Consider the following 20,633-nt stretch of genomic DNA (forward strand, 5'->3'; position numbering starts at 1 on the left):
GAGCCTGATCCCATGTTCGATATCGGCTGGACCGAACTTCTGCTGATCGGCGTCGTGGCGCTGGTCGTCGTGGGTCCGAAGGACCTGCCCGGTATGTTTCGCACTCTGGGGCGGTTCACCGCCAAGGCGCGCAACATGGCCCGCGAGTTTCAGCGCGCGATGGATGATGCCGCCGATCAGTCCGGGGTTCGCGAGACCGTCGACGATCTCAAGGACATCGCCAATCCGCGCAAGCTCGGGCTCGACCGGTTGAACGAGGCTGCCGACCGGTTCGAGAAATGGGAGCCGAAGCTGCCCAAGCCCGGCGAAGGCGCCAGCCACACGACCGATGCGCGGGCGGCCAAGGCCGAGAAGATCCGCAGGGCCATGGCCGAAACGGGGGCGGCAAACCGTGCCGCGCCAGAGGCCGCCGAGGGTGAGACTCCGGCGCCGGAAGACAGCTCCGGCCAGATGCCCGCCCAGACGCCCGACAAGACGAGCGATGCATGACCAGCGATGACATTGACGATACCTCCGCGCCGCTGATCGAGCATCTGGCCGAGCTGCGCTCGCGCCTGATCTATGCGCTGGCGGCCTTCGTCGCGGCGATGGTGGCCTGTTTCACGGTCTGGAACCCGCTCTTCAATTTCCTGACCCATCCGATCTGCTCGGCCCTGGCCGAGCGCGGGCAGGAATGCGGGCTCTATCTGATCAAGCTGCAGGAAGGCTTCTTCGTCGCGATCCAGATTTCGCTGGTCGGCGGCTTCGCACTGGCCTTTCCCTTCATTGCCTTCCAGCTCTGGCGCTTCGTTGCCCCGGGACTTTACCGCTCGGAGAAGCGCGCCTTCCTGCCCTTCCTGCTGGCCTCGCCCTTCATGTTCATTCTTGGGGGCGCCTTCGCCTATTTCGTCATCACGCCCCTGGCCTTCGATTTCTTCCTGGGCTTCCAGCAGACAGGTTCGCTTGGCGCCGAGGGCGGCGGTCAGTCCGAAACCGCGGGCATCACCTTCCATGGCTCGGTGCAGGAATATCTGTCGCTGACGATCAAGTTCATCCTGGCCTTCGGGCTCTGCTTTCAGTTGCCGGTGCTCCTGACCTTGATGGGCAAGGCCGAGCTGGTCTCGGCGGCGGGCCTGGGCTCGGTGCGGAAATATGCAGTGGTGGGCATCCTCGTGCTCGCCGCGGTCGTCACGCCCCCCGACGTGATCACCCAGGTGATCCTGTTCACGGTGGTCTACGGGCTTTACGAGATCTCGATCCTTCTGGTTCGGCGCGGCGAGAAGAAGCGCGAAAAGGAGCTGCGCGCCCAAGGCCTGTGGTTCGACGAGGATGAGGACGGGGCAGAGGACGGGATGCCGGCCGGGCCCGAAGGAGAGCCCCGGCCATGACGGCGCAGGCGACAGAGCTCGCCTTCGGCCCGGAGGTGGCCGACAGCCTGCGGCGCATCGCCGAGGCGCTGGAACGGCGTTATCCTGCGCCGGCTGCGGCCCCCGATTTCGCGGCAGCCGAGGCGTTTCTCTGGCATGTCGCGCCGGACCGGCTGAGCCCGGTTCCCGAGGTCAACCGGGTCGATCTGACGCTTCTGCAGGGGATCGACCGTTCGCGCGACACGCTTCTCGAGAATACCCGCCATTTCGCCCGGGGCCTTCCCGCCAATAACGCGCTTCTCTGGGGCGCGCGCGGCATGGGCAAGTCGAGCCTTGTCAAGGCGGTCCATGCCGCGGTGGCGGCCGAGGGGCATCCGCTCAAGCTGGTCGAGGTGCAACGCGAGGATCTGCCCTCGGTCGGGCGGCTGCTGGGGCTGCTGCGGGGAGCCACCGAGCGCTTCGTGCTCTTCTGCGACGATCTTTCCTTCAGCCATGACGATCAGCATTACAAGTCGCTCAAGGCGGTTCTGGACGGCGGCATAGAGGGGCGGCCCGGGAATGTGGTCTTCTACGCCACCTCGAACCGACGCCACCTGATGCCCCGCGACATGATCGAGAACGAACGTTCGACCGCGATCAGCCCTTCCGAGGCGACCGAAGAGAAGGTGTCGCTTTCGGACCGGTTCGGGCTCTGGCTCGGGTTCCATCCCTGCAGCCAGGACGAGTATCTGGCGATGATCGGCGCCTATTGCGCGGCCTATGGGATCGCGACCGATCCGGAAATCCTCCGCGCCGAGGCGATCGAATGGCAAGCCACGCGCGGGGCGCGTTCGGGCCGGGTCGCCTGGCAGTTCTTCACCGATCTCGCGGCGCGTCGCGGTGTCCGGATCTGACTGCCCGATTTCCCGCTTCTTCTTGGCTTAAATACCCATACCGGCGCCGCATGCGCCGGTTGAAAAATCTTCGGCGAAGATTTTTGCCCGCAAGGCGCCCCCGCAAGCGGGGGTGCCTTACGGTGTCAGATAGGGCATCGGATCGACGCTTTCGAAGCCCTTGCGAAGCTCGAAATGCAGGAAGGCGGGGTTGCCGGAGCGGACCTGTGCCAGGGTCTGGCCCCGGGTGACCTTGGCCCCCTTCTGCACCGCGATTCCGTCGATATTGGCATAGACCGACAGCATGTTGTCGGCATGGCGCACGACGAGGATCGGAACCTGGTCGGTGTCGCGGGTGATCGCGGCGACGGTGCCGTCGGCAGCCGCCTTGACCGACGTGCCGGCCTTGGCCGAGATGTCGACCCCGTCATTCTTGCCCTTCTGATAGCCGCGGATGATGCTGCCCGAGACAGGCATCGCGAAGCGGGCTGCTGGGGCGCTCTGTTCCTTGGCCATCTGCGGCGAGGCCGGAACGGCGGGCTTGGCCGTGGTCTCGGGCCTGGGCAGGGGCGTGGCCGCCGAGGGCGGGGTCGGGACGGCAGAGCCCTGACCGGGCCTTTCGGTGGTCTGGCTGGTCGCAGCTGCGGCAGAGGCGGCTGCCGTCGCCGGGCCGCTCTGGCGGCTCTGTGCGCTCGCCACCGGGATCAGCAGATACTGTCCCTCGCGCACGGTCAGGTCGGGGCCGAGCCCGTTCCAGTCGGCCAGCGCGCGCGGCGTGACATTGTAAAGCCGGGCAATCGAATAGGCGGTCTCGCCCCGCGCCACCTTGTGCCGGACCGGTTCCTGCCCTGCGGGCTGGCTTGCCGCCGGGGCGGTGCCTCCGGCCCGGTCGAGCGCATTGCCCGCCAGCGTCGCGATATCGACCTGGCCTGCAGGGGTGATGGTGCCATTGCCGGGCGGGGCTGCGGCGATGGCGCCTCCGGGCTCGGCGACCCGGCGGGGCAGGGCGATGATCTCGCCATTGTTCAGCCGAACATCCTCGTTCATGCCGTTATAGGCGGCGAGTTCCGAGACGGGCAGGCCGACCCGGGCGGCCACATCCGTCAGCCGGTCGCCACTGCGCGCCACGGCCACCTGATAATTCGGGTAGGAGATCACGCCGCGCTGATCGGGCTCGGGCCGGGGGGCGGCCTCGACCCGCGGCGGTGAGGGGTTGTTGCCGAGATTGCGGAAATCATAGTCCCAGCCGCTTTCGCAGCCGGCGACCAGGGTCATCCCCAGACCAAGGGCCAGAAGCCGGGCCGGCAACCGGCGGGCGGGGAAAATAGGGTCCATCGCTCGATCCTCGCTGCGTACGGGGCCCGTTTCGCCGGACCCTCGCCTCTCTCTTTTCCTGCCTCGGCCTCAGTCCTGGCCAAGCCCCTCGAGGAGGGGCACGAACCGGACCTGCCTCAGCTCGTCATAGTCAAAGCCGTTCTCGCCGCGGGTGACCTTGATCAGCCGCTGCACCGTGTCGGACTGACCGACCGGCACGATCATGATACCGCCAACCCGCAACTGCGCCAATAGGGGCCCCGGCGGGTCCTCGGCGGCGGCGGTCACGAGAATGCGGTCGAAGGGCGCCTGATCGGGCAGCCCGCGCGAGCCGTCGGCGGCCATCGCGGTGACATTGGTCAGCCCCAGCGCCTCGAACCGTTTCTGCGCCGCGGCGGCAAGCCTGCGATGGCGTTCCAGCGTATAGACCCGGCGCGAGAGCCGCGACAGCACCGCCGCCTGATAGCCCGAGCCGGTGCCGATCTCGAGCACCTTGTTGCGCGGTTGCAGGTCCAGCGCCTGGGTCATGATCGCGACCACCGAGGGCTGGCTGATGGTCTGGCCGCAGGCGATGGGCAGGGGCGTGTCCTCATAGGCGTGCTGCGCGAAATGGCCGGTGACGAACTGGCCGCGGTCGATCTCCTCCATTGCGGTCAGCACACGCCTGTCGGTCACGCCGCCGGACCTGAGCGCGAACAGGAACTGCATCTTGCGCTCTGCGGTCGAGTGATCGTTCATCCCAGTCGGGCCTTCACATCGGCAATGCAGTCATGTGCGGTCAGATCGGCCCGAAGCGGCGTCACCGCGATATAGCCATCGAGGTTCAGCGCCGCATCCGACCCGGCCGCGGTGGGCAGGTTCTGGGCGCCGCCCCGGATCCAGAGGAACTTGCGGCCCGAGGGCGACAGGTGCGGCTCGACCCCGAAGGAGGCATCGCGGCGGTAGCCCTGCGGCCCCACCCGCAGCCCCTTGACCTGATCGGCCGGGACGGGCGGGAAATTCACGTTGTAGAACAGCCGGTAATCGGCGCTGTCCCAGGGGGCGGCGTCAAGCAGCGCGTTGACCGTAGCGGCGCCATGGGCGGCTGCGGCCTCGAATTGCAGGTCTTCGTCGAAATTCAGCGGGCCGAGATATTGCGACAGCGCGATGGCGGGCAGGCCCTGCAGCGCGGCTTCCATCGCGCCGCCGATGGTGCCGGAATACAGCACGTTCTCGGCGGCGTTGTTGCCGCGGTTGACGCCCGAGAGCACCAGATCGGGCCGGGCATCGGTCATCACGTCGTAAAGCCCGGCCAGCACGCAATCGGCGGGCGAGCCCTCGGCGGCGAACCGGCGCGGACCCAGCTCGGCGATCATCATCGGGCGGGTATAGGAAATCATGTGACCCACGCCCGATTGCTCGAAAGCGGGGGCGACGACCCAGACCTCGCCGGTGGGACCGGCCACTTCGGCCGCAATGGCCTCGAGCACCGCCAGCCCGGGCGCGTTGATCCCGTCGTCATTCGTGATGAGAATGCGCATATCTGCTCAACCTTGCCTTATTTCCCTTCCATAGTGGAGCGGGCCCGAGGCGTAAAGGCGATGCCGGGGGCTGCGGCCGGAAACCTTTCCGGACGGGGATGTCGTCGCCCCGCCCCGAAGAGTGCCCGCCCCGGGGTGGGGCAGGCATGGGGCAGGAAGGTCTCTGCGGTGCGGGGCGCGGGAACCGGGACGGGGGCTCAGGCCAGCCCCAGCTCGGCGGCCAGACGGCGCGCCTCGTCGGCCGGGCGTGCCAGCGTGTCGGTCTTCTCGCCCGGATAAAGCCGGTTGCGGTGGTTCGTGGGCATCGGTGCGGGCACGAAGCGACGGACATGCACGTCCTGAAGCCGGGCCTGCTCGGCCTCCCAGGCCTGGAACAGCGCGCGCTGTGCGGCCTTGCAGGCGGCATAGGCGCCCAGGAAGGGGCCTTCGGCCGGATCGTCGATCAGCACCGCGCTGCCGCCGCCCGTGGCGGCGCGCAGAAGCGGCGCGACGAAGGAGACAAGCACGCCCAGGGCCTCGACATCGGCCTTCACCGCCTTGGTCCAGAACGGCAGGTCGATCTGCTCGGCCGGGCTGAAGGGTGGCGACTGGATCGCGGCATGGACCCAGAGATCGACATGACCCCAGCGGTCATAGATCCCCCGGCACAGCGTGCGCATCGCGTCGGTTTCGGTGATGTCCATGGGCGCCAGCGTCGCGCTGCCGCCCAGGGCCTTGATCCGGTCGTCGAGTTCCTCGAGCGCACCGGTGGTGCGGCCGACCGCGACGACATGATAGCCGGCGCGCGCCAGCTCTTCGGCCACCGCCGCGCCGAATCCGCGCGAGGCGCCAGTCACAAGGGCAAGTTTCTGGTCTGTCATGGACGGTCCTTGGAATACCTGAGCGATGGCGTCAAGATCCCGGTCCCGGACGGGACCGGCCGGGCGACAATCCGGCGCAGGCGGCTATTCGGCCGCCTTGGTCTGGAAGCCCTTCTGGATCATGTCGCTGGGCGCCACCGGGTATTCGCCCGAGAAGCAGGCATCGCAATATTGCGGGCAGCGGTCGTTTCGGCCGGCAGCCTCGCCCGCGGCCCGGTACAGCCCGTCGAGCGAGATGAACCGGAGGCTGTCGACGCCCAGATAGTCGCACATCTCGTCCTCGGACATGCGGCTGGCCAGAAGCTTGTCGCGGTGGGGCGTGTCGACACCGTAGAAGCAGGGCCACGCGGTAGGCGGGCTCGCGATCCGGAAATGGACCTCGGCTGCGCCCGCATCGAGGATCATCTCGCGGATCTTGCGGCTGGTCGTGCCGCGCACCACGCTGTCATCGACGAGGACGATCCGCTTGCCAGCGATCAGGGCGCGATTGACGTTCAGCTTGAGCCGGACCCCCATGTTGCGGATCTGCTCGGTCGGTTCGATGAAGGTCCGGCCCATATACTGGTTGCGGATGATCCCCATGCCATAGGGAATGCCGCTTTCATGGCTGAAACCGATGGCGGCGGGGGTGCCGCTGTCGGGCACCGGGCAGACCAGATCGGCCTCGACCGGCGCCTCGCGGGCCAGCTCGATCCCGATCTGGCGGCGGGTCTCGTAGACCGAGCGGCCGCCCAGGATCGAGTCGGGGCGCGAGAAATAGACATGCTCGAAGATGCAGAAGCGCGAGGAGCGGTGTTCGAACGGGTGGAAGCTCTCGACGCCCTTCTCGGGCGAGATCAGCACCATTTCGCCCGGGGCGACCTCGCGGACGAATTCGGCGCCGATGATGTCGAGCGCACAGGTCTCCGAACTCAGAACCCAGCCCTCGCCGATCCGGCCCAGTACCAGCGGCCGCACCCCCAGCGGGTCGCGCACGCCGATGAGCTTGGTGCGGGTCATGGCGACCACCGAGAAGGCGCCCTCGACCCGGCGCAGCGCGTCCTTCATCCGCTCGGGGATGGTCTTCTGAAGCGAGCGCGCCATCAGGTGGATGATGCATTCGCTGTCGGAGGAGCTCTGGAAGATCGAGCCGTGCTGGATCAGTTCGCGGCGCAGCGCCTCGGCATTTGTGATGTTGCCGTTATGGGCGATGGCGGCGCCGCCCATCGAGAATTCGCCGAAGAAGGGCTGCACGTCGCGGATCGCGGTCTGGCCCTTCGATCCTGCGGTCGAATAGCGGACATGGCCGATGGCCAGCGACCCGGGCAGGGTCTCCATCAGGCTGGCCTTGGTGAAGTTGTCTCGGACATAGCCGAAGCGGTGCGCGGACTGGAACCCGCTTTGGGGTGCGTAGGCGACGATGCCGCCGGCCTCCTGGCCGCGATGCTGCAGCGCATGCAGGCCGAGCGCCACGAAATTGGCGGCATCCGCCAGGCCGATCACGCCGAAAACGCCGCATTCCTCCTTGAGCTTGTCATCGTCGAAGGGATGTGCGGGCGGCATGGTGCGGGTGGAATGCGGGCGCATGGGCGGGGGCTCCGAATCCGTCTGGTGAGGTTGGGCTCTCTCTAGTCGGTCCGGCGCGCGGTGTCACGAAAGGATCATGAATAAAGCTTCACGGCCCCGCGACGCAGGCGGAGGCGGGGCAGTGAAGACGGGCCGCCGAGTGCTGTGGCGGGCCTTTATTGCGGCGCGCCGCAGGTGCCGACGAGCTGTTCGTATTGGGTGGTCAGCCAGCCCAGCGCCTGTTCGGGGTCGGCCTCGGCGATCTTGGCGGTCAGCGAGGCGAAGACCGCCGACGAGCGCGAATTCTCGACCGCCGGGAAGCTGTGATCGGTGATCACCATGCCGTAGACGAAGAAGGCGACCGCCACCAGTAGCGCGCCGCGCGCCGCGCCGAACAGAAAGCCGAGGCTCTGGTCGACGCCCCCCAGCACCGAGCCCTGGATCATCGAGGACAGGAGCGGCGTGAACAGAGACACGATCACCAGGGCCACCGCGAAGACCGCCGCGAAGGAGGCCATGATCGAGATCTCGCAGGAACTGCCGATGAAATCGCCCAGGTAAGGGATCTCGCGCACCAGCGGCTCGGCCTGGGGCGCGAAGGTGAAGGCCATGAGCGCGGCGATGATCCAGCCCGCGATCGCCATGATCTCGCGCACCATCCCCCGGGAATAGGCGAGAATGGCCGAAACCAGGATCACGGCGGCAACGATGCCGTCAACGACGGTGAATGATTCCATGGACTCGTCCCTCCTCGGGCTAACCGGCGCCGAAAATTTCCCCGACGAAGGCGGTCAGGTCGGGCATCTGCCGCACCGTCATGCCTCCGGGTGCGCCGAGCTTGCTGCGTTCGGGCGCGATGGCGCTGGAAAAACCAAGTTTCAGCGCCTCTTTCAACCGGTTTTCGGTCTGGGCCACCGGACGCAACGCCCCGGAGAGGGAAATTTCCCCGAAAAGCACGCAATCGGGCGGCAATGCCACATCTTCGCGTGCCGATAACAATGCGGCCGCGACCGCCAGATCGGCGGCGGGCTCGGTCACCTTCAGCCCGCCCGCCACGTTCAGATAGACATCGAAGCCCGCGAAGGGGATGCCGCAGCGCGCCTCGAGCACGGCCAGCGTGGTCGAGAGCCGCCCGGCATCGAGCCCGACCGCGCTGCGCCGGGGCGTGCCCAGCGGCGAGGGGGCGACCAGTGCCTGGATCTCGGTCAGCACCGGCCGGGTGCCCTCGATGCCCGCGAAGACGGCCGCGCCCGGGGCAGGGGTGCCGCGTTCGGACAGGAACAGCGCCGAAGGATTCGCGACCTCGGCAAGCCCGCCGCCGGTCATCTCGAACACCCCGATCTCGTCGGCCGGGCCGAAGCGGTTCTTGACGCTGCGCAGGATCCGGAACTGGTGGCCGCGTTCGCCCTCGAAATAGAGCACCGTGTCGACCATGTGCTCGACCACGCGCGGGCCCGCGATCTGGCCTTCCTTGGTGACATGGCCGACCAGCATCACCGCGGTGCCATGACGCTTGGCGAAGACGGTCAGCTCATGCGCAGAGGCGCGCACCTGGGCGACCGAGCCCGGCGCGCTGTCGACCATGTCGGCCCAGAGCGTCTGGATCGAATCGAGAATCGCCAGATCGGGCTTTTCGGCCTCGAGCGTGGTCAGGATCGCGCGCAGGTCGGTCTCGGTGGCGAGCTTCACCGGTGCCTCGGCCAGCCCCAGCCGTCGCGCCCGCATCCGGACCTGGGCGCTGGCTTCCTCGCCCGAGATGTAAAGGCATTTGAGCCCCTGATTGGCGAAGGCGGCGGCGGCCTGCAAAAGCAAAGTCGACTTGCCGATGCCCGGATCGCCGCCGACCAGAATCGCCGAGGCCGGCACCAGCCCGCCGCCCAGCACCCGGTCGAATTCGCCCAGACCCGAGGCGGCGCGGGGCGGCTCGGGTTCCGAGGTCGCCAGATCGCTGAGCGCCAGCCGCCGGCCGCGCGCGGGGCCCAGGGATTTCGAGGCTGGGCCCGCGCTCAGGGGCGCATCCTCGACGATGGTGTTCCAGGCGCCGCAGGCGTCGCAGCGCCCGGCCCATTTGCTCTGGGTCGCGCCGCAGGCAGTGCAGGTGAAGACGGTTGTCGGTTTGGCCATGCCCCTAGCTGCCCGAGCCGGGGCGCCGTTTCAAGGCCGCATCGCGCTGGCCCGGCTTGCCCCGGGGGCGGGGCCGCGGCTAGGATTCGACGCGACAGCCGATGGGAGGGGCAGGATGCAGGACGGGCTCGAGATCGTCATCGACGGGCGGGGCGTGGCGCGGCTGACGCTGCGGCGGGCGGAAAAGCACAATGCGCTGTCCTCGGATCTGATCGCGGCGCTTACGGCGGCGGCAGGGCGGCTTGGCGCCGATCCGTCGGTGCGGGCGGTGGTGCTGACGGGCGCGGGCGAAAGCTTCTGTGCAGGGGGCGATCTGGGATGGATGAAGGCGCAGATGCAGGCCGATGGCGCCAGCCGCGCCACCGAGGCGCGCAAGCTTGCCGCCATGCTGCGCGCGCTCAACGAGATGCCGAAGCCGCTGATCGGCCGGGTCCAGGGCCAGGCCTATGGCGGCGGCGTCGGGCTGATTGCCGTCTGCGACGTGGCGATCGGGGTCGAGACCGCGCGGTTTGCCCTGACCGAAACCCGGCTCGGGTTGACGCCTGCCACGATCGGTCCCTATGTCGTGGCGCGGCTCGGGGCGGCGCGGGCCAGGCGGGTGTTCATGTCGGGGCGGCGTTTCGACGCGGCCGAGGCGGTCGGGCTGGGGCTTCTGGCGCGTGCCGTGCCCGACGCGGCGCTGGAGGCGGCCGTCGAGGCCGAGATCGCGCCCTATCTGACCTGTGCTCCGGGCGCGGTCGCGCTGGCCAAGGCGCAGGTCCTGAGCCTCGGGCCGCGGATCGACGAGGCGGCGATCGAGGCCAGCATCGCACAGCTTGTCGCAGCCTGGGAAACAGAGGAGGCTGCCGAGGGAATCGCGGCCTTCTTCGCGCGTCGCAAACCGGCCTGGAGCGGCCCGGCCGAGCCCTGACGCCTCCCGGCAGCAAGGCGTAAACGAGCCGAAAACAAGGCAGAAACCCAGATTTTACGGCGCTTTGATGTCAAAAGCCGGAGTGTCGCATTTTCAATGCGCACGACTGTATACATTTCCGCTGAGGCGCTGTAACAGAGGGGCGCGGATCGCGGGGCGGGCCTGTTGACCCTCTGCCGCGCCCCCGACTAACGTCACGGTCGGAAAACCAGTGCGCGTGGCACCGGGCCGCGCGCGGCAAGATAGGGAGACCGAGGTGGACCAGCTCCTGAGCAACTACCTTCCCATTGCGATCTTCTTCGGCATGTCCATCGCGCTGGGGCTTATCCTCATGCTGTCGGCGGTGATCGTGGCGGTCCGCCACCCCGACCCCGAGAAGCTTTCTGCCTATGAATGCGGCTTCAACGCCTTCGACGATGCGCGCATGACCTTCGATGTCCGGTTCTACCTCGTGGCGATCCTTTTCATCATCTTTGACCTCGAGATTGCATTTCTCTTCCCTTGGGCCGTCGCTTTCGGCACCATCGGTCTTGTCGGGTTCTGGTCGATGATGGTTTTCCTTGCCGTTCTGACGATCGGCTTTGCCTATGAATGGAAGAAAGGGGCGCTCGAATGGGCGTGATGACCGGCCCCAATACTGCCGGGGGCGACCGCGAGGTGGCCACCCAGGCGCTGAATGCCGAGCTGCAGGACCGGGGTTTCCTCGTGACCTCGACGGCCGACATCATCAACTGGGCGCGCACCGGCAGCCTGCACTGGATGACCTTCGGCCTGGCTTGCTGTGCTGTCGAGATGATGCAGGTCTCGATGCCGCGCTACGATCTGGAGCGCTTCGGCACCGCGCCGCGCGCCAGCCCGCGCCAGTCCGACCTGATGATCGTCGCGGGCACGCTGACCAACAAGATGGCGCCCGCGCTGCGCAAGGTCTATGACCAGATGCCCGAGCCGCGCTATGTGATCTCGATGGGATCCTGTGCCAATGGCGGCGGCTATTACCACTATTCCTATTCGGTGGTGCGCGGCTGCGACCGCGTGGTGCCGGTCGACATCTACGTGCCGGGCTGCCCGCCCACGGCCGAAGCCCTGCTTTACGGATTGTTGCAGCTTCAGCGCAAGATCCGCCGCACCGGGACCATCGTGAGGTAAGCCATGGATGAGTCGCTGAAAGAACTCGGCGCCCTGATCGCGGCCAAGCGCCCCGACTGCGTGATCGGCTGGGAGGTCTCGCATCGCGAGCTCAATATCGACGCCGCCCCGGCCGCGATCGTCGCGCTGACCGAATTCCTGCGCTCGGATGCGGGCTGCCGGTTCTCGTCGCTGGTCGACATCACCGCCGTCGATCATCCCGAGCGCGAGGCCCGCTTCGTCGTGGTCTATCACTTCCTGTCGATGTACCAGAACCAGCGGATCCGTGTCCGCTGCGCGCTGCGCGAGGACGAGATGATCCCCTCGATCGTGTCGGTCCACCCCTCGGCCAACTGGTTCGAGCGCGAGGTGTTCGACATGTTCGGCATCATCTTCTCGGGCCATCCCGACCTGCGCCGGCTGCTGACCGATTACGGCTTCCGCGGCCATCCGCTGCGCAAGGATTTCCCGACCACCGGCTATACCGAGGTCCGCTATGACGAGGCGCAGAAGCGCGTGGTCTACGAACCGGTGAATCTGGTGCAGGAATTCCGCCAGTTCGACTTCATGTCGCCCTGGGAAGGCGCCGACTATATCCTGCCCGGCGACGAGAAGGCGAAGGCCTGATGGAACGGTTCTGCGACAGTCCCGTCATCGCCCGCTCCGGCGGCAAAGACGATCGCGCGGCCGCTCTCCGGCCGCTTCGGCAACAGGGTTTCGGGGCCGGCGCGGCCGCCCGGAGCGAGGTGTGAGATGAAGGACAACGCCTTTCAGGACGTGCGGACCGGCGAACAGAAGATCCGCAACTTCAACATCAACTTCGGCCCGCAACACCCTGCGGCGCACGGGGTTCTCCGGCTTGTGCTGGAACTTGACGGCGAGATCGTCGAGCGTGCCGACCCGCATATCGGGCTGCTTCACCGCGGCACCGAGAAGCTGATGGAAAGCCGCACCTATCTGCAGAACCTGCCCTATCTCGACCGGCTCGACTATGTGGCCCCGATGAACCAGGAACATGCCTGGTGTCTGGCCATCGAGAAGCTGACCGGCACCGAGGTGCCGCGCCGCGCGCAGTTGATCCGGGTGCTGTTCTCGGAAATCGGCCGGGTGCTGAACCACCTGCTGAACGTCACCACGCAGGCGATGGATGTCGGCGCGCTGACGCCGCCGCTCTGGGGCTTCGAGGAACGCGAGAAGCTGATGGTGTTCTATGAGCGGGCCTGCGGGGCGCGGCTCCACGCCGCCTATTTCCGGCCCGGTGGGGTGCACCAGGACCTGACGCCGCAACTGATCGAGGATATCGACGCCTGGGCGGAGGACTTCCCCCGCGTGCTCGACGATATCAACGGCCTGCTGACCGAGAACCGGATCTTCAAGCAGCGCAACGTCGATATCGGCGTCGTTTCCGAGCAGGACATTCTCGACTGGGGTTTCTCGGGCGTGATGGTGCGCGGCTCGGGGCTGGCCTGGGACCTGCGCCGGGCGCAGCCCTATGAATGCTACGACGAGTTCGAGTTCGACATCCCGGTGGGCAAGAACGGCGATTGCTACGACCGCTATCTGGTGCGCATGGAAGAGATGCGGCAGTCGACCCGGATCATCCGTCAGGCCTGCGCCAAGCTGCGCAAGGAGCCGGGCGAGGTGCTGGCGCGCGGCAAGATCACGCCGCCGAAGCGCGGCGACATGAAGACCTCGATGGAAGCCCTGATCCATCATTTCAAGCTTTACACCGAAGGGTTCCACGTGCCCGCGGGCGAGGTCTATGCCGCGGTCGAGGCGCCGAAAGGCGAATTCGGCGTCTACATGGTGGCCGACGGCACCAACAAGCCCTACCGCGCCAAGCTGCGCGCGCCGGGCTTCCTGCATATGCAGGCGATGGATTTCATCTCGAAGGGCCACATGCTGGCCGACGTGGCGGCGATCATCGGCACGCTCGACATCGTCTTCGGCGAGGTCGACAGATGACACGCGCCGCCCAACCCCAAGCTTTCGAAGAGTTTTGCGACCGATGCTGAGACGCCTTCACCCCGAGCAGCCCGACAGTTTCGCCTTCACGCCCGAGAACCGCAAATGGGCCGAGGCGCAGCTGACGAAATATCCGGAAGGCCGTCAGGCCTCGGCCGTGATCCCGCTTCTGTGGCGGGCGCAGGAGCAGGAAGGCTGGCTGACGCGTCCGGCGATCGAGCATGTCGCCGACATGCTGGGCATGGCCTATATCCGCGTGCTCGAGGTCGCGACCTTCTACTTCATGTTCCAGCTCGCGCCGGTGGGCTCGGTCGCCCATGTGCAGGTTTGCGGCACCACCTCCTGCCTGATCTGCGGCGCCGAGGACCTGATCTCGGTCTGCAAGGAAAAGATCGCGCCCGAGCCGCATATGCTCTCGGCCGATGGCCGGTTCAGCTGGGAAGAGGTCGAATGCCTCGGCGCCTGCTCGAACGCGCCGATGATCCAGGTCGGCAAGGATTATTACGAGGACCTCACCGCCGAGAGCCTCGCTGCGATCCTCGACAAGCTGGCGCGGGGCGAGGTCCCGGTGCCGGGGCCGCAGAACGGCCGCTTCGCCTCGGAGCCCAAGGGCGGGCTCACGAGCCTGACCGATGGCGAGAAGGTCAATGAACATAATGCTTCTGCCGCCCGCGCTCTGGCGGTCGGTGACGGCATCAAGCGGATCGACGGAACGGAAGTGCCGCTTCTGACGCCTTGGCGGGGCGCGGGGGCTGCGGCGGAAGACGTCAAGACAGACGGAAGCTAAAGCGTTACAAATGGCGTCGGAGAACAACCGTCGTAGCGGAGAGAACGCATGAACATTTCTCGCACAGAAGCAAGATTCAAGTTTGCCATCTTCTGGTGGCTGGTCGCCGCGCTTTGCGGGCTGACCGTCGCCACCATCGGCTATGGTGTCGGCCTCTGGGCCCTGGGCGCCTTCGTCGGCGGCTTCGGCACCTTCATCGTTGCCGGCGTCGTCCTGACCTGGGCCTTCTGCCATACCGATGCCGAATTCTCGGCGATGGTGGCCAAGAAGCGCGAGGCCATGGCCGCCATGAAGCCCTATCGCGACGCCAATGCGGCGATCGTGATCCCGAACCGTCCGAAACCCGGCGGTCCGAAAGTGGCGCCGACCGTTCCGAGATCCGCGCCGAAGGCGCCCGCCGCCGCTCCCGCGGCCCGGGTCGCGCCGAAGGCCGCCGTTGCGGAGACCGCGTCCCCAAAGCCTGAGGCGGCGCCCACTGCCGCCCAAGAAAAGGTGGGGAACGGTCCTGCCGCGCTGTCGGCTCCCAGGGCCGGTGGTGCCGACGACCTGAAGAAGATCAAGGGCGTCGGTCCGAAACTCGAGAAGCAGGTGAACGATCTGGGGATATACCACTACGACCAGATCGCATCCTGGACGGCCGAAGATGTGGCCTGGATGGATGAGAACTTGGAAGGCTTCAAGGGCCGTGTCAGCCGGGATGACTGGGTGGCACAGGCCAGGGCTTTGACCAGCGAAGGCTGAGCCCGGCAGGGGATGACCCGGCGCCGCTTGTCGGCAGGGGGCGTCCTTCTGCACAGACGATACGATTGTGCCCGGCGGGCGGCGATGCCTGCCTGCCGGACGCGCCAAGACCCAGCTGGCCGTGAGGCCGCGTCAGGACAACACAGCGGGGACGAACCATGCTGACGGATCAGGATCGGATCTTTACCAATCTTTACGGGATGTCCGACCGCACACTTTCCGGCGCGCGCGCCCGCGGACATTGGGACGGCACGGCTCAGATCATCGCCAAGGGCCGCGACTGGATCATCGACGAGATGAAGAAATCCGGTTTGCGCGGCCGTGGCGGGGCGGGTTTCCCTACCGGGCTTAAATGGTCCTTCATGCCGAAGGAAAGTGACGGAAGGCCGCACTACCTTGTCATCAATGCCGACGAGTCCGAGCCGGGCACCTGCAAGGACCGCGAGATCATGCGGCATGACCCGCATACGCTGATCGAGGGCGCGCTGATCGCCTCTTTCGCGATGCAGGCCCATGCCTGCTACATCTACATCCGCGGCGAATATATCCGCGAGCGCGAGGCGCTGCAGGCAGCCATCGACGAGGCCTATGATGCCGGGCTTCTGGGGCGGAACGCCGCCAGGACCGGCTGGGATTTCGATCTTTACCTCGCCCATGGCGCGGGCGCCTATATCTGCGGCGAGGAAACCGCGCTTCTGGAAAGCCTCGAGGGCAAGAAGGGCATGCCGCGGATGAAACCGCCATTCCCGGCAGGCGCCGGGCTTTACGGCTGCCCGACCACGGTCAACAACGTGGAATCGATCGCGGTGGTCCCGACCATCCTGCGCCGCGGCGGCGACTGGTTCTCGTCTTTCGGCCGCCCGAACAATGCCGGCACCAAGCTGTTCGCGATCTCGGGCCATGTGAACCGGCCCTGCGTGGTCGAGGAAAGCATGTCGATCGGCCTGCGCGAGCTGCTCGACCGCCATTGCGGCGGGGTGCGCGGCGGCTGGGAAAACCTCAAGGCGGTGATCCCGGGCGGCTCGTCGGTGCCGCTTCTGCCGGCGCAGATCTGCGAAGACGCGGTGATGGATTTCGACTGGCTGCGCGAGCAGAAATCGGGCCTCGGCACCGCGGCGGTGATCGTGATGGATCAGTCGACCGACGTCATCAAGGCGATCTGGCGGCTGGCCTCCTTCTACAAGCATGAAAGCTGCGGCCAGTGCACGCCCTGCCGCGAAGGCACCGGCTGGATGATGCGGGTGATGGACCGGCTGGTGCGCGGCGAGGCCGAGATCGAAGAGATCGACATGCTCTTCGACGTGACCAGGCAGGTCGAGGGCCACACCATCTGTGCGCTCGGCGATGCCGCGGCCTGGCCGATCCAGGGCCTGATCCGGCATTTCCGCGATGAAATCGAGGATCGGATCCGCGCCCGCAAGACCGGTCGCACCAGCGCCGTGGCCGCCGAGTGAGCTTGACGGCGGTCATATCGCCCCTGGGACGGGCCGCGGCTTTTGCCGCCGGGCTTGGTCTTGCCGCCACGGTTTCGGCCGCGGGCGCCGAGACGCGTCCGGCGCTTGGCGAGCAGACCGAGATCGTCCGGGGGCTGCAGGTGATCGCGACCGCCGACATGATCCGCAAGAAATGCCCCACGATCGGGGCGCGTATGCTGACCGCTTTCGGCTATATGCAGCGGCTCAAGTCGAAGGCCTCGCGGCTTGGCTATCCCGATGCCGAGATCCGGGCCTTCGTCGAGGACAAGGCCGAAAAGGCCCGGGTCGAGACCGCCGCCCGCAACTGGCTTACGGCCCGTGGCGTGCAGCTCGACGAGCCCCCGAGCTATTGCCCCGTGGGCCTGGCCGAGATCCGGTCCCGGACCGAGATCGGCCGTCTTCTGAGGGCGCGCCAGTGATGACGGCGCGGGCAGGAACTGACGGGATGACGGCCGGGCGGACCGCGCCCGCGACAGGAACGGGCGCAGGGCGCGCCCGCTTCGGGATCTAGGATACGCGCGCCCCGCCGGACCGGGGCGGGACGACGCAGCAAGCGACAAGGCAAGGGCATGGCAGAGCTACGCAAGATCATCATCGACGGCACCGAGATCGAGGTCGACCCGGCCATGACGGTGCTTCAGGCCTGCGAGGTTGCCGGGATCGAGATCCCGCGCTTCTGCTATCATGAACGCCTCTCGATCGCCGGCAACTGCCGGATGTGTCTGGTCGAGATCGTCGGCGGCCCGCCGAAGCCCGCCGCCTCCTGCGCGATGCAGGTCAAGGATCTGCGGCCCGGCCCCGACGGCGCGCCGCCGGTCGTGAAGACCAATTCGCCCATGGTCAAGAAGGCCCGCGAGGGGGTGATGGAGTTCCTGCTCATCAACCACCCGCTCGACTGCCCGATCTGTGACCAGGGCGGCGAATGCGACCTGCAGGACCAGGCCATGGCCTATGGCGTCGATTTCAGCCGCTACCGCGAGCCCAAGCGCGCCTCTATCGACCCCGATCTGGGCCCGCTCGTCGGCACCTGCATGACCCGCTGCATCTCCTGTACCCGCTGCGTGCGCTTCACCACCGAGGTGGCGGGCATCACCCAGATGGGCCAGACCGGGCGCGGCGAGGATGCCGAGATCACCTCCTATCTGGGCCAGACGCTCGACAGCGAGCTGCAGGGCAACATCATCGACCTTTGCCCGGTCGGTGCGCTGACCTCGAAGCCCTACGCCTTCACCGCCCGGCCCTGGGAGCTGACCAAGACCGAGACCATCGACGTGATGGACGCGCTCGGCTCGAATATCCGGGTCGATACCAAGGGCCGCGAAGTTATGCGGATCCTGCCGCGCAACCATGACGGCGTGAACGAGGAATGGATCTCGGACAAGACCCGCTTCGTCTGGGACGGCCTGAGACGCCAGCGGCTCGACCGGCCCTATATCCGCGAGAACGGCAGGCTGCGTCCGGCAAGCTGGCCCGAGGCGCTGCGCGCCGCCGCCGCCGCCATGACCGGGCGCAAGGTGACCGGTCTGATCGGCGATCTGGCCCCGGCCGAGGCGATCTTCGCGCTGAAATCGTTGGTCGAGGGGCTGGGCGGTACCGTCGAATGCCGGACCGACGGCGCCAGGCTGCCGGCGGGCAACCGCTCGGCCTATGTCGGCACCGCCGCGATCGAGGATATCGACAGCGCGCGGCAGATCTATCTGATCGGCAGCAATCCGCGTGCCGAGGCGCCGGTGCTGAACGCCCGGATCCGCAAGGCCTGGCTGCATGGCGCGGCGGTGCACCGGGTCGGTCCTGTCGTCGATCTGACCTATGACGTGATCGAGGAAGGCACCGACCGCGCCGCGCTGCTCCGGCTGGCGGGCGCGGCCGAGAAGACCGAGAACGCGCTGGTGATCGTCGGGCAGGGAGCGCTGACCGAGGCCGATGGCGAAGCCGTCCTCAGCCAGGCGATGGCGCTGGCCGGTCGGCTGGGCGCGGGGCTCTTGGTGCTGCATACCGCGGCGTCGCGGGTCGGCGCGATGGATCTGGGCGCCGTGACCGAAGGCGGCATCGAGGCCGCGACCGGCGGGGCCGAGGTGATCTACAATCTCGGGGCCGACGAAGTCGAGATCGGCGCCGGTCCCTTCGTGATCTATCAGGGCAGCCATGGCGATCGCGGCGCGCATCGTGCCGACGTGATCCTGCCCGGCGCGGCCTATACCGAAGAGGCCGGGCTGTTCGTCAATACCGAGGGCCGGCCGCAACTGGCGGTTCGCGCGGGCTTCCCGCCGGGCGAGGCCAAGGAAAACTGGGCGATCCTGCGGGCGCTGTCGGCCGAGCTCGAGGCGAAGCTGCCCTTCGACACCCTGACCCAGCTGCGGCGCAAGCTGACCGCGGCGCATCCCGACCTGGGACTGGTCGACGAGGTGATCGAGAACCACTGGCGCCCGCTTGAGCTGTCCGAACCGGGCAAGGCCGAGTTCCGCTATGCGGTCAGGGATTTCTACCTGACCAACCCGATCGCTCGGGCCTCGGCGCTGATGGCCGAGCTGTCGGCCAGTGCCAGCGCCCGGCGCGCGGCGCCGATGGCGGCCGAATAGGGGTGACCCGCGGGGCGCGGCATATGGCGGGGCTTGCCCTCGCGGTTGCGACCGGCAGCACGGCGGGCTGTTCGCCCCTGCCCGGTGCCAGCGCCCCGGGCCGCGCGCCCGCCTATCTCGGCGCCGAGACGGTGGCGCTGAAGGACGGTCTGGTCTCGGTCGCGCTGCGGATGCGCGCGCCTGACGGGGTCGGGGGGCTTGACGATTACGGGCGTTGCGCGGTTGCGCGCCATGCGCTCGACAACGGCTACGGCTTCGCGCGCCATCTGCGCACGACGCTTGGCCGGGAAGGGGGCGGCGTCTGGACGGCGGACGCGGTCTACATGATGACAAGGACGTTTCCGCGAGGCGTCAGCCGGGTCGATGCCCGGCAGGAAATACGGGACTGCGCCGCGCGGGGCATACCGACGGTCTGAGGAATGACGAGGCGAGATGGCTGACTTCATGGATACCGGCATTGGGCTGGCGCTGACGATCATGGGACATGGCCTTCTGGTCATTGCCTTCGTGATGATCTCGCTGCTGTTCCTGGTCTATGGCGACCGCAAGATCTGGGCGGCGGTGCAGATGCGGCGCGGGCCCAACGTGGTGGGGGTGTTCGGGCTGTTGCAGACCGTCGCCGACGCGCTGAAATACGTGGTCAAGGAGGTGATCATCCCGGCGGGGGCGGACCGGCCGGTCTTCCTGATCGCGCCGCTGATCGCCTTCGTGATGCCGCTGCTCTGCTGGGCGGTGATCCCGTTCTCGGACCGGCTGGTGATGGCCGACATCAACGTTGCCGTGTTGTACATCCTCGCGATCTCCTCGCTCGAGGTCTACGGCGTGATCATGGGCGGCTGGGCCTCGAACTCGAAATACGCCTTCCTCGGCTCGCTGCGCTCGGCGGCGCAGATGATCTCGTACGAGGTGTCGATCGGGCTGATCATCATCGGTGTGATCCTCTCGACCGGCTCGCTGAATTTCGGCGATATCGTCGCCGCCCAGGACGGTCGCTTCGGCTTCCTGTCCTGGTACTGGCTGCCGCATTTCCCGATGGTGTTCCTGTTCTTCATCTCGGCCCTGGCCGAGACCAACCGCCCGCCCTTCGACCTTCCCGAGGCCGAGTCGGAACTGGTCGCGGGCTATCAGGTGGAATACGGCTCGACGCCCTTCCTGCTGTTCATGGCCTGCGAATATATCGCGATCTTCCTGATGTGCGCGCTGATGAGCATCCTGTTCTTCGGCGGCTGGCTGTCGCCCATCCCGGGCCTGCCGGACGGCGCGATCTGGATGGTCGGCAAGATGGCGGTGTTCTTCTTCCTCTTCTCGATGGTCAAGGCCATCGTCCCGCGCTACCGCTACGACCAGCTGATGCGGCTGGGCTGGAAGGTGTTCCTGCCGATGTCGCTGATCTGGGTTGTAGCGGTGGCCTTCTTCGCTCAATTCGAACTGTTCGGCGGCGCCTATGCCCGCTGGGCGGTGGGAGGCTGA

At 67.2% G+C, this 20,633-nt stretch carries 21 protein-coding genes and 1 pseudogene; 15 read left to right on the forward strand and 7 right to left on the reverse strand.

Annotated elements, in window-relative coordinates:
- The first annotated feature begins 12 nt into the window (after positions 1-12).
- From tatB to B5V46_RS06110, 3 genes are read left to right on the forward strand one after another with little or no spacing between them, the layout of a single operon-like run.
- A complete protein-coding gene (gene tatB, locus B5V46_RS06100; RefSeq protein WP_080615768.1) occupies positions 13-489 on the forward strand; it encodes a Sec-independent protein translocase protein TatB in 477 nt (158 codons plus the stop codon).
- Positions 486-1,367, forward strand: coding sequence for a twin-arginine translocase subunit TatC (gene tatC, locus B5V46_RS06105; protein ID WP_080615769.1), 882 nt, complete (start codon positions 486-488; stop codon positions 1,365-1,367). Before tatB ends, tatC begins: the two co-directional genes overlap by 4 nt.
- Positions 1,364-2,239, forward strand: a complete 876-nt coding sequence (locus B5V46_RS06110) for an ATP-binding protein (protein ID WP_080615770.1) — start codon at positions 1,364-1,366, stop codon at positions 2,237-2,239. Before tatC ends, B5V46_RS06110 begins: the two co-directional genes overlap by 4 nt.
- Before the next feature lie 117 nt (positions 2,240-2,356).
- On the opposite strand, the gene B5V46_RS06115 is transcribed toward B5V46_RS06110, so the two are convergent.
- From B5V46_RS06115 to radA, 7 genes are all read right to left on the reverse strand, one after another.
- A complete protein-coding gene (locus B5V46_RS06115) occupies positions 2,357-3,553 on the reverse strand; it encodes a peptidoglycan DD-metalloendopeptidase family protein (RefSeq protein ID WP_080615771.1) in 1,197 nt (398 codons plus the stop codon).
- 69 nt (positions 3,554-3,622) lie between these two features.
- Positions 3,623-4,270, reverse strand: a complete 648-nt coding sequence (locus B5V46_RS06120) for a protein-L-isoaspartate(D-aspartate) O-methyltransferase (protein WP_080615772.1) — start codon at positions 4,268-4,270, stop codon at positions 3,623-3,625.
- Positions 4,267-5,052, reverse strand: a complete 786-nt coding sequence (surE, locus tag B5V46_RS06125; protein WP_080615773.1) for a 5'/3'-nucleotidase SurE — start codon at positions 5,050-5,052, stop codon at positions 4,267-4,269. Before surE ends, B5V46_RS06120 begins: the two co-directional genes overlap by 4 nt.
- A 197-nt stretch (positions 5,053-5,249) precedes the next feature.
- Positions 5,250-5,912 (reverse strand): SDR family oxidoreductase, encoded by a 663-nt coding sequence (locus B5V46_RS06130; protein ID WP_080615774.1) that lies wholly within the window; start codon positions 5,910-5,912, stop codon positions 5,250-5,252.
- Positions 5,913-5,996: 84 nt separating this feature from the next.
- Positions 5,997-7,454: an amidophosphoribosyltransferase gene (purF, locus tag B5V46_RS06135; RefSeq protein ID WP_080617971.1), complete on the reverse strand. Its 1,458-nt coding sequence runs from the start codon at positions 7,452-7,454 to the stop codon at positions 5,997-5,999.
- Positions 7,455-7,633: 179 nt separating this feature from the next.
- Positions 7,634-8,194 carry a CvpA family protein gene (locus B5V46_RS06140; RefSeq protein ID WP_080615775.1) on the reverse strand — a complete coding sequence of 187 codons (561 nt, stop codon included), beginning with the start codon at positions 8,192-8,194 and terminating at the stop codon, positions 7,634-7,636.
- A 19-nt stretch (positions 8,195-8,213) separates the two neighbouring features.
- Entirely contained in the window at positions 8,214-9,581 is a 1,368-nt protein-coding gene (radA, locus tag B5V46_RS06145) for a DNA repair protein RadA (protein WP_080615776.1), read from the reverse strand.
- A 115-nt stretch (positions 9,582-9,696) separates the two neighbouring features.
- Between radA and B5V46_RS06150 the strand changes: the two genes are divergently transcribed.
- The 12 genes and pseudogenes from B5V46_RS06150 to nuoH all read left to right on the forward strand — a co-directional run bounded on the left by B5V46_RS06150 (position 9,697) and on the right by nuoH (position 20,633).
- Entirely contained in the window at positions 9,697-10,491 is a 795-nt protein-coding gene (locus B5V46_RS06150) for a crotonase/enoyl-CoA hydratase family protein (protein WP_080615777.1), read from the forward strand.
- Between the two features lie 304 nt (positions 10,492-10,795).
- Positions 10,796-11,113 carry an NADH-quinone oxidoreductase subunit A gene (locus tag B5V46_RS06155; RefSeq protein WP_202923896.1) on the forward strand — a complete coding sequence of 106 codons (318 nt, stop codon included), beginning with the start codon at positions 10,796-10,798 and terminating at the stop codon, positions 11,111-11,113.
- Complete coding sequence (locus B5V46_RS06160; RefSeq protein WP_178390569.1) at positions 11,104-11,637, forward strand: NADH-quinone oxidoreductase subunit B family protein; 534 nt, start codon at positions 11,104-11,106, stop codon at positions 11,635-11,637. Before B5V46_RS06155 ends, B5V46_RS06160 begins: the two co-directional genes overlap by 10 nt.
- Before the next feature lie 3 nt (positions 11,638-11,640).
- Positions 11,641-12,243: an NADH-quinone oxidoreductase subunit C gene (locus B5V46_RS06165; protein ID WP_080615778.1), complete on the forward strand. Its 603-nt coding sequence runs from the start codon at positions 11,641-11,643 to the stop codon at positions 12,241-12,243.
- 126 nt (positions 12,244-12,369) lie between these two features.
- On the forward strand, positions 12,370-13,581 hold the full coding sequence (locus B5V46_RS06170; protein ID WP_080615779.1) for an NADH-quinone oxidoreductase subunit D: 1,212 nt from the start codon (positions 12,370-12,372) through the stop codon (positions 13,579-13,581).
- A 43-nt stretch (positions 13,582-13,624) separates the two neighbouring features.
- Positions 13,625-14,326: pseudogene (gene nuoE, locus B5V46_RS06175) on the forward strand (NADH-quinone oxidoreductase subunit NuoE); the annotation flags it as partial.
- 90 nt (positions 14,327-14,416) lie between these two features.
- Entirely contained in the window at positions 14,417-15,109 is a 693-nt protein-coding gene (locus B5V46_RS20445; RefSeq protein ID WP_231119253.1) for a hypothetical protein, read from the forward strand.
- A 158-nt stretch (positions 15,110-15,267) separates the two neighbouring features.
- A complete protein-coding gene (gene nuoF / locus B5V46_RS06185) occupies positions 15,268-16,563 on the forward strand; it encodes an NADH-quinone oxidoreductase subunit NuoF (protein ID WP_080615781.1) in 1,296 nt (431 codons plus the stop codon).
- Positions 16,560-17,003, forward strand: coding sequence for a DUF5333 domain-containing protein (locus B5V46_RS06190; protein WP_196774362.1), 444 nt, complete (start codon positions 16,560-16,562; stop codon positions 17,001-17,003). The genes nuoF and B5V46_RS06190 overlap by 4 nt, the downstream gene beginning before the upstream one ends.
- A gap of 150 nt (positions 17,004-17,153) precedes the next feature.
- Positions 17,154-19,163 carry an NADH-quinone oxidoreductase subunit NuoG gene (nuoG, locus tag B5V46_RS06195; RefSeq protein ID WP_080615783.1) on the forward strand — a complete coding sequence of 670 codons (2,010 nt, stop codon included), beginning with the start codon at positions 17,154-17,156 and terminating at the stop codon, positions 19,161-19,163.
- A 23-nt stretch (positions 19,164-19,186) separates the two neighbouring features.
- The gene (locus B5V46_RS20450) at positions 19,187-19,579 is read left to right on the forward strand and encodes a hypothetical protein (protein WP_231119254.1); all 393 of its coding nucleotides are present in this window, start codon (positions 19,187-19,189) and stop codon (positions 19,577-19,579) included.
- 16 nt (positions 19,580-19,595) lie between these two features.
- The gene (gene nuoH / locus B5V46_RS06205; RefSeq protein WP_080615784.1) at positions 19,596-20,633 is read left to right on the forward strand and encodes an NADH-quinone oxidoreductase subunit NuoH; all 1,038 of its coding nucleotides are present in this window, start codon (positions 19,596-19,598) and stop codon (positions 20,631-20,633) included.

This window comes from Rhodovulum sp. MB263 (genome assembly GCF_002073975.1).
Taxonomy (GTDB): domain Bacteria; phylum Pseudomonadota; class Alphaproteobacteria; order Rhodobacterales; family Rhodobacteraceae; genus Rhodovulum.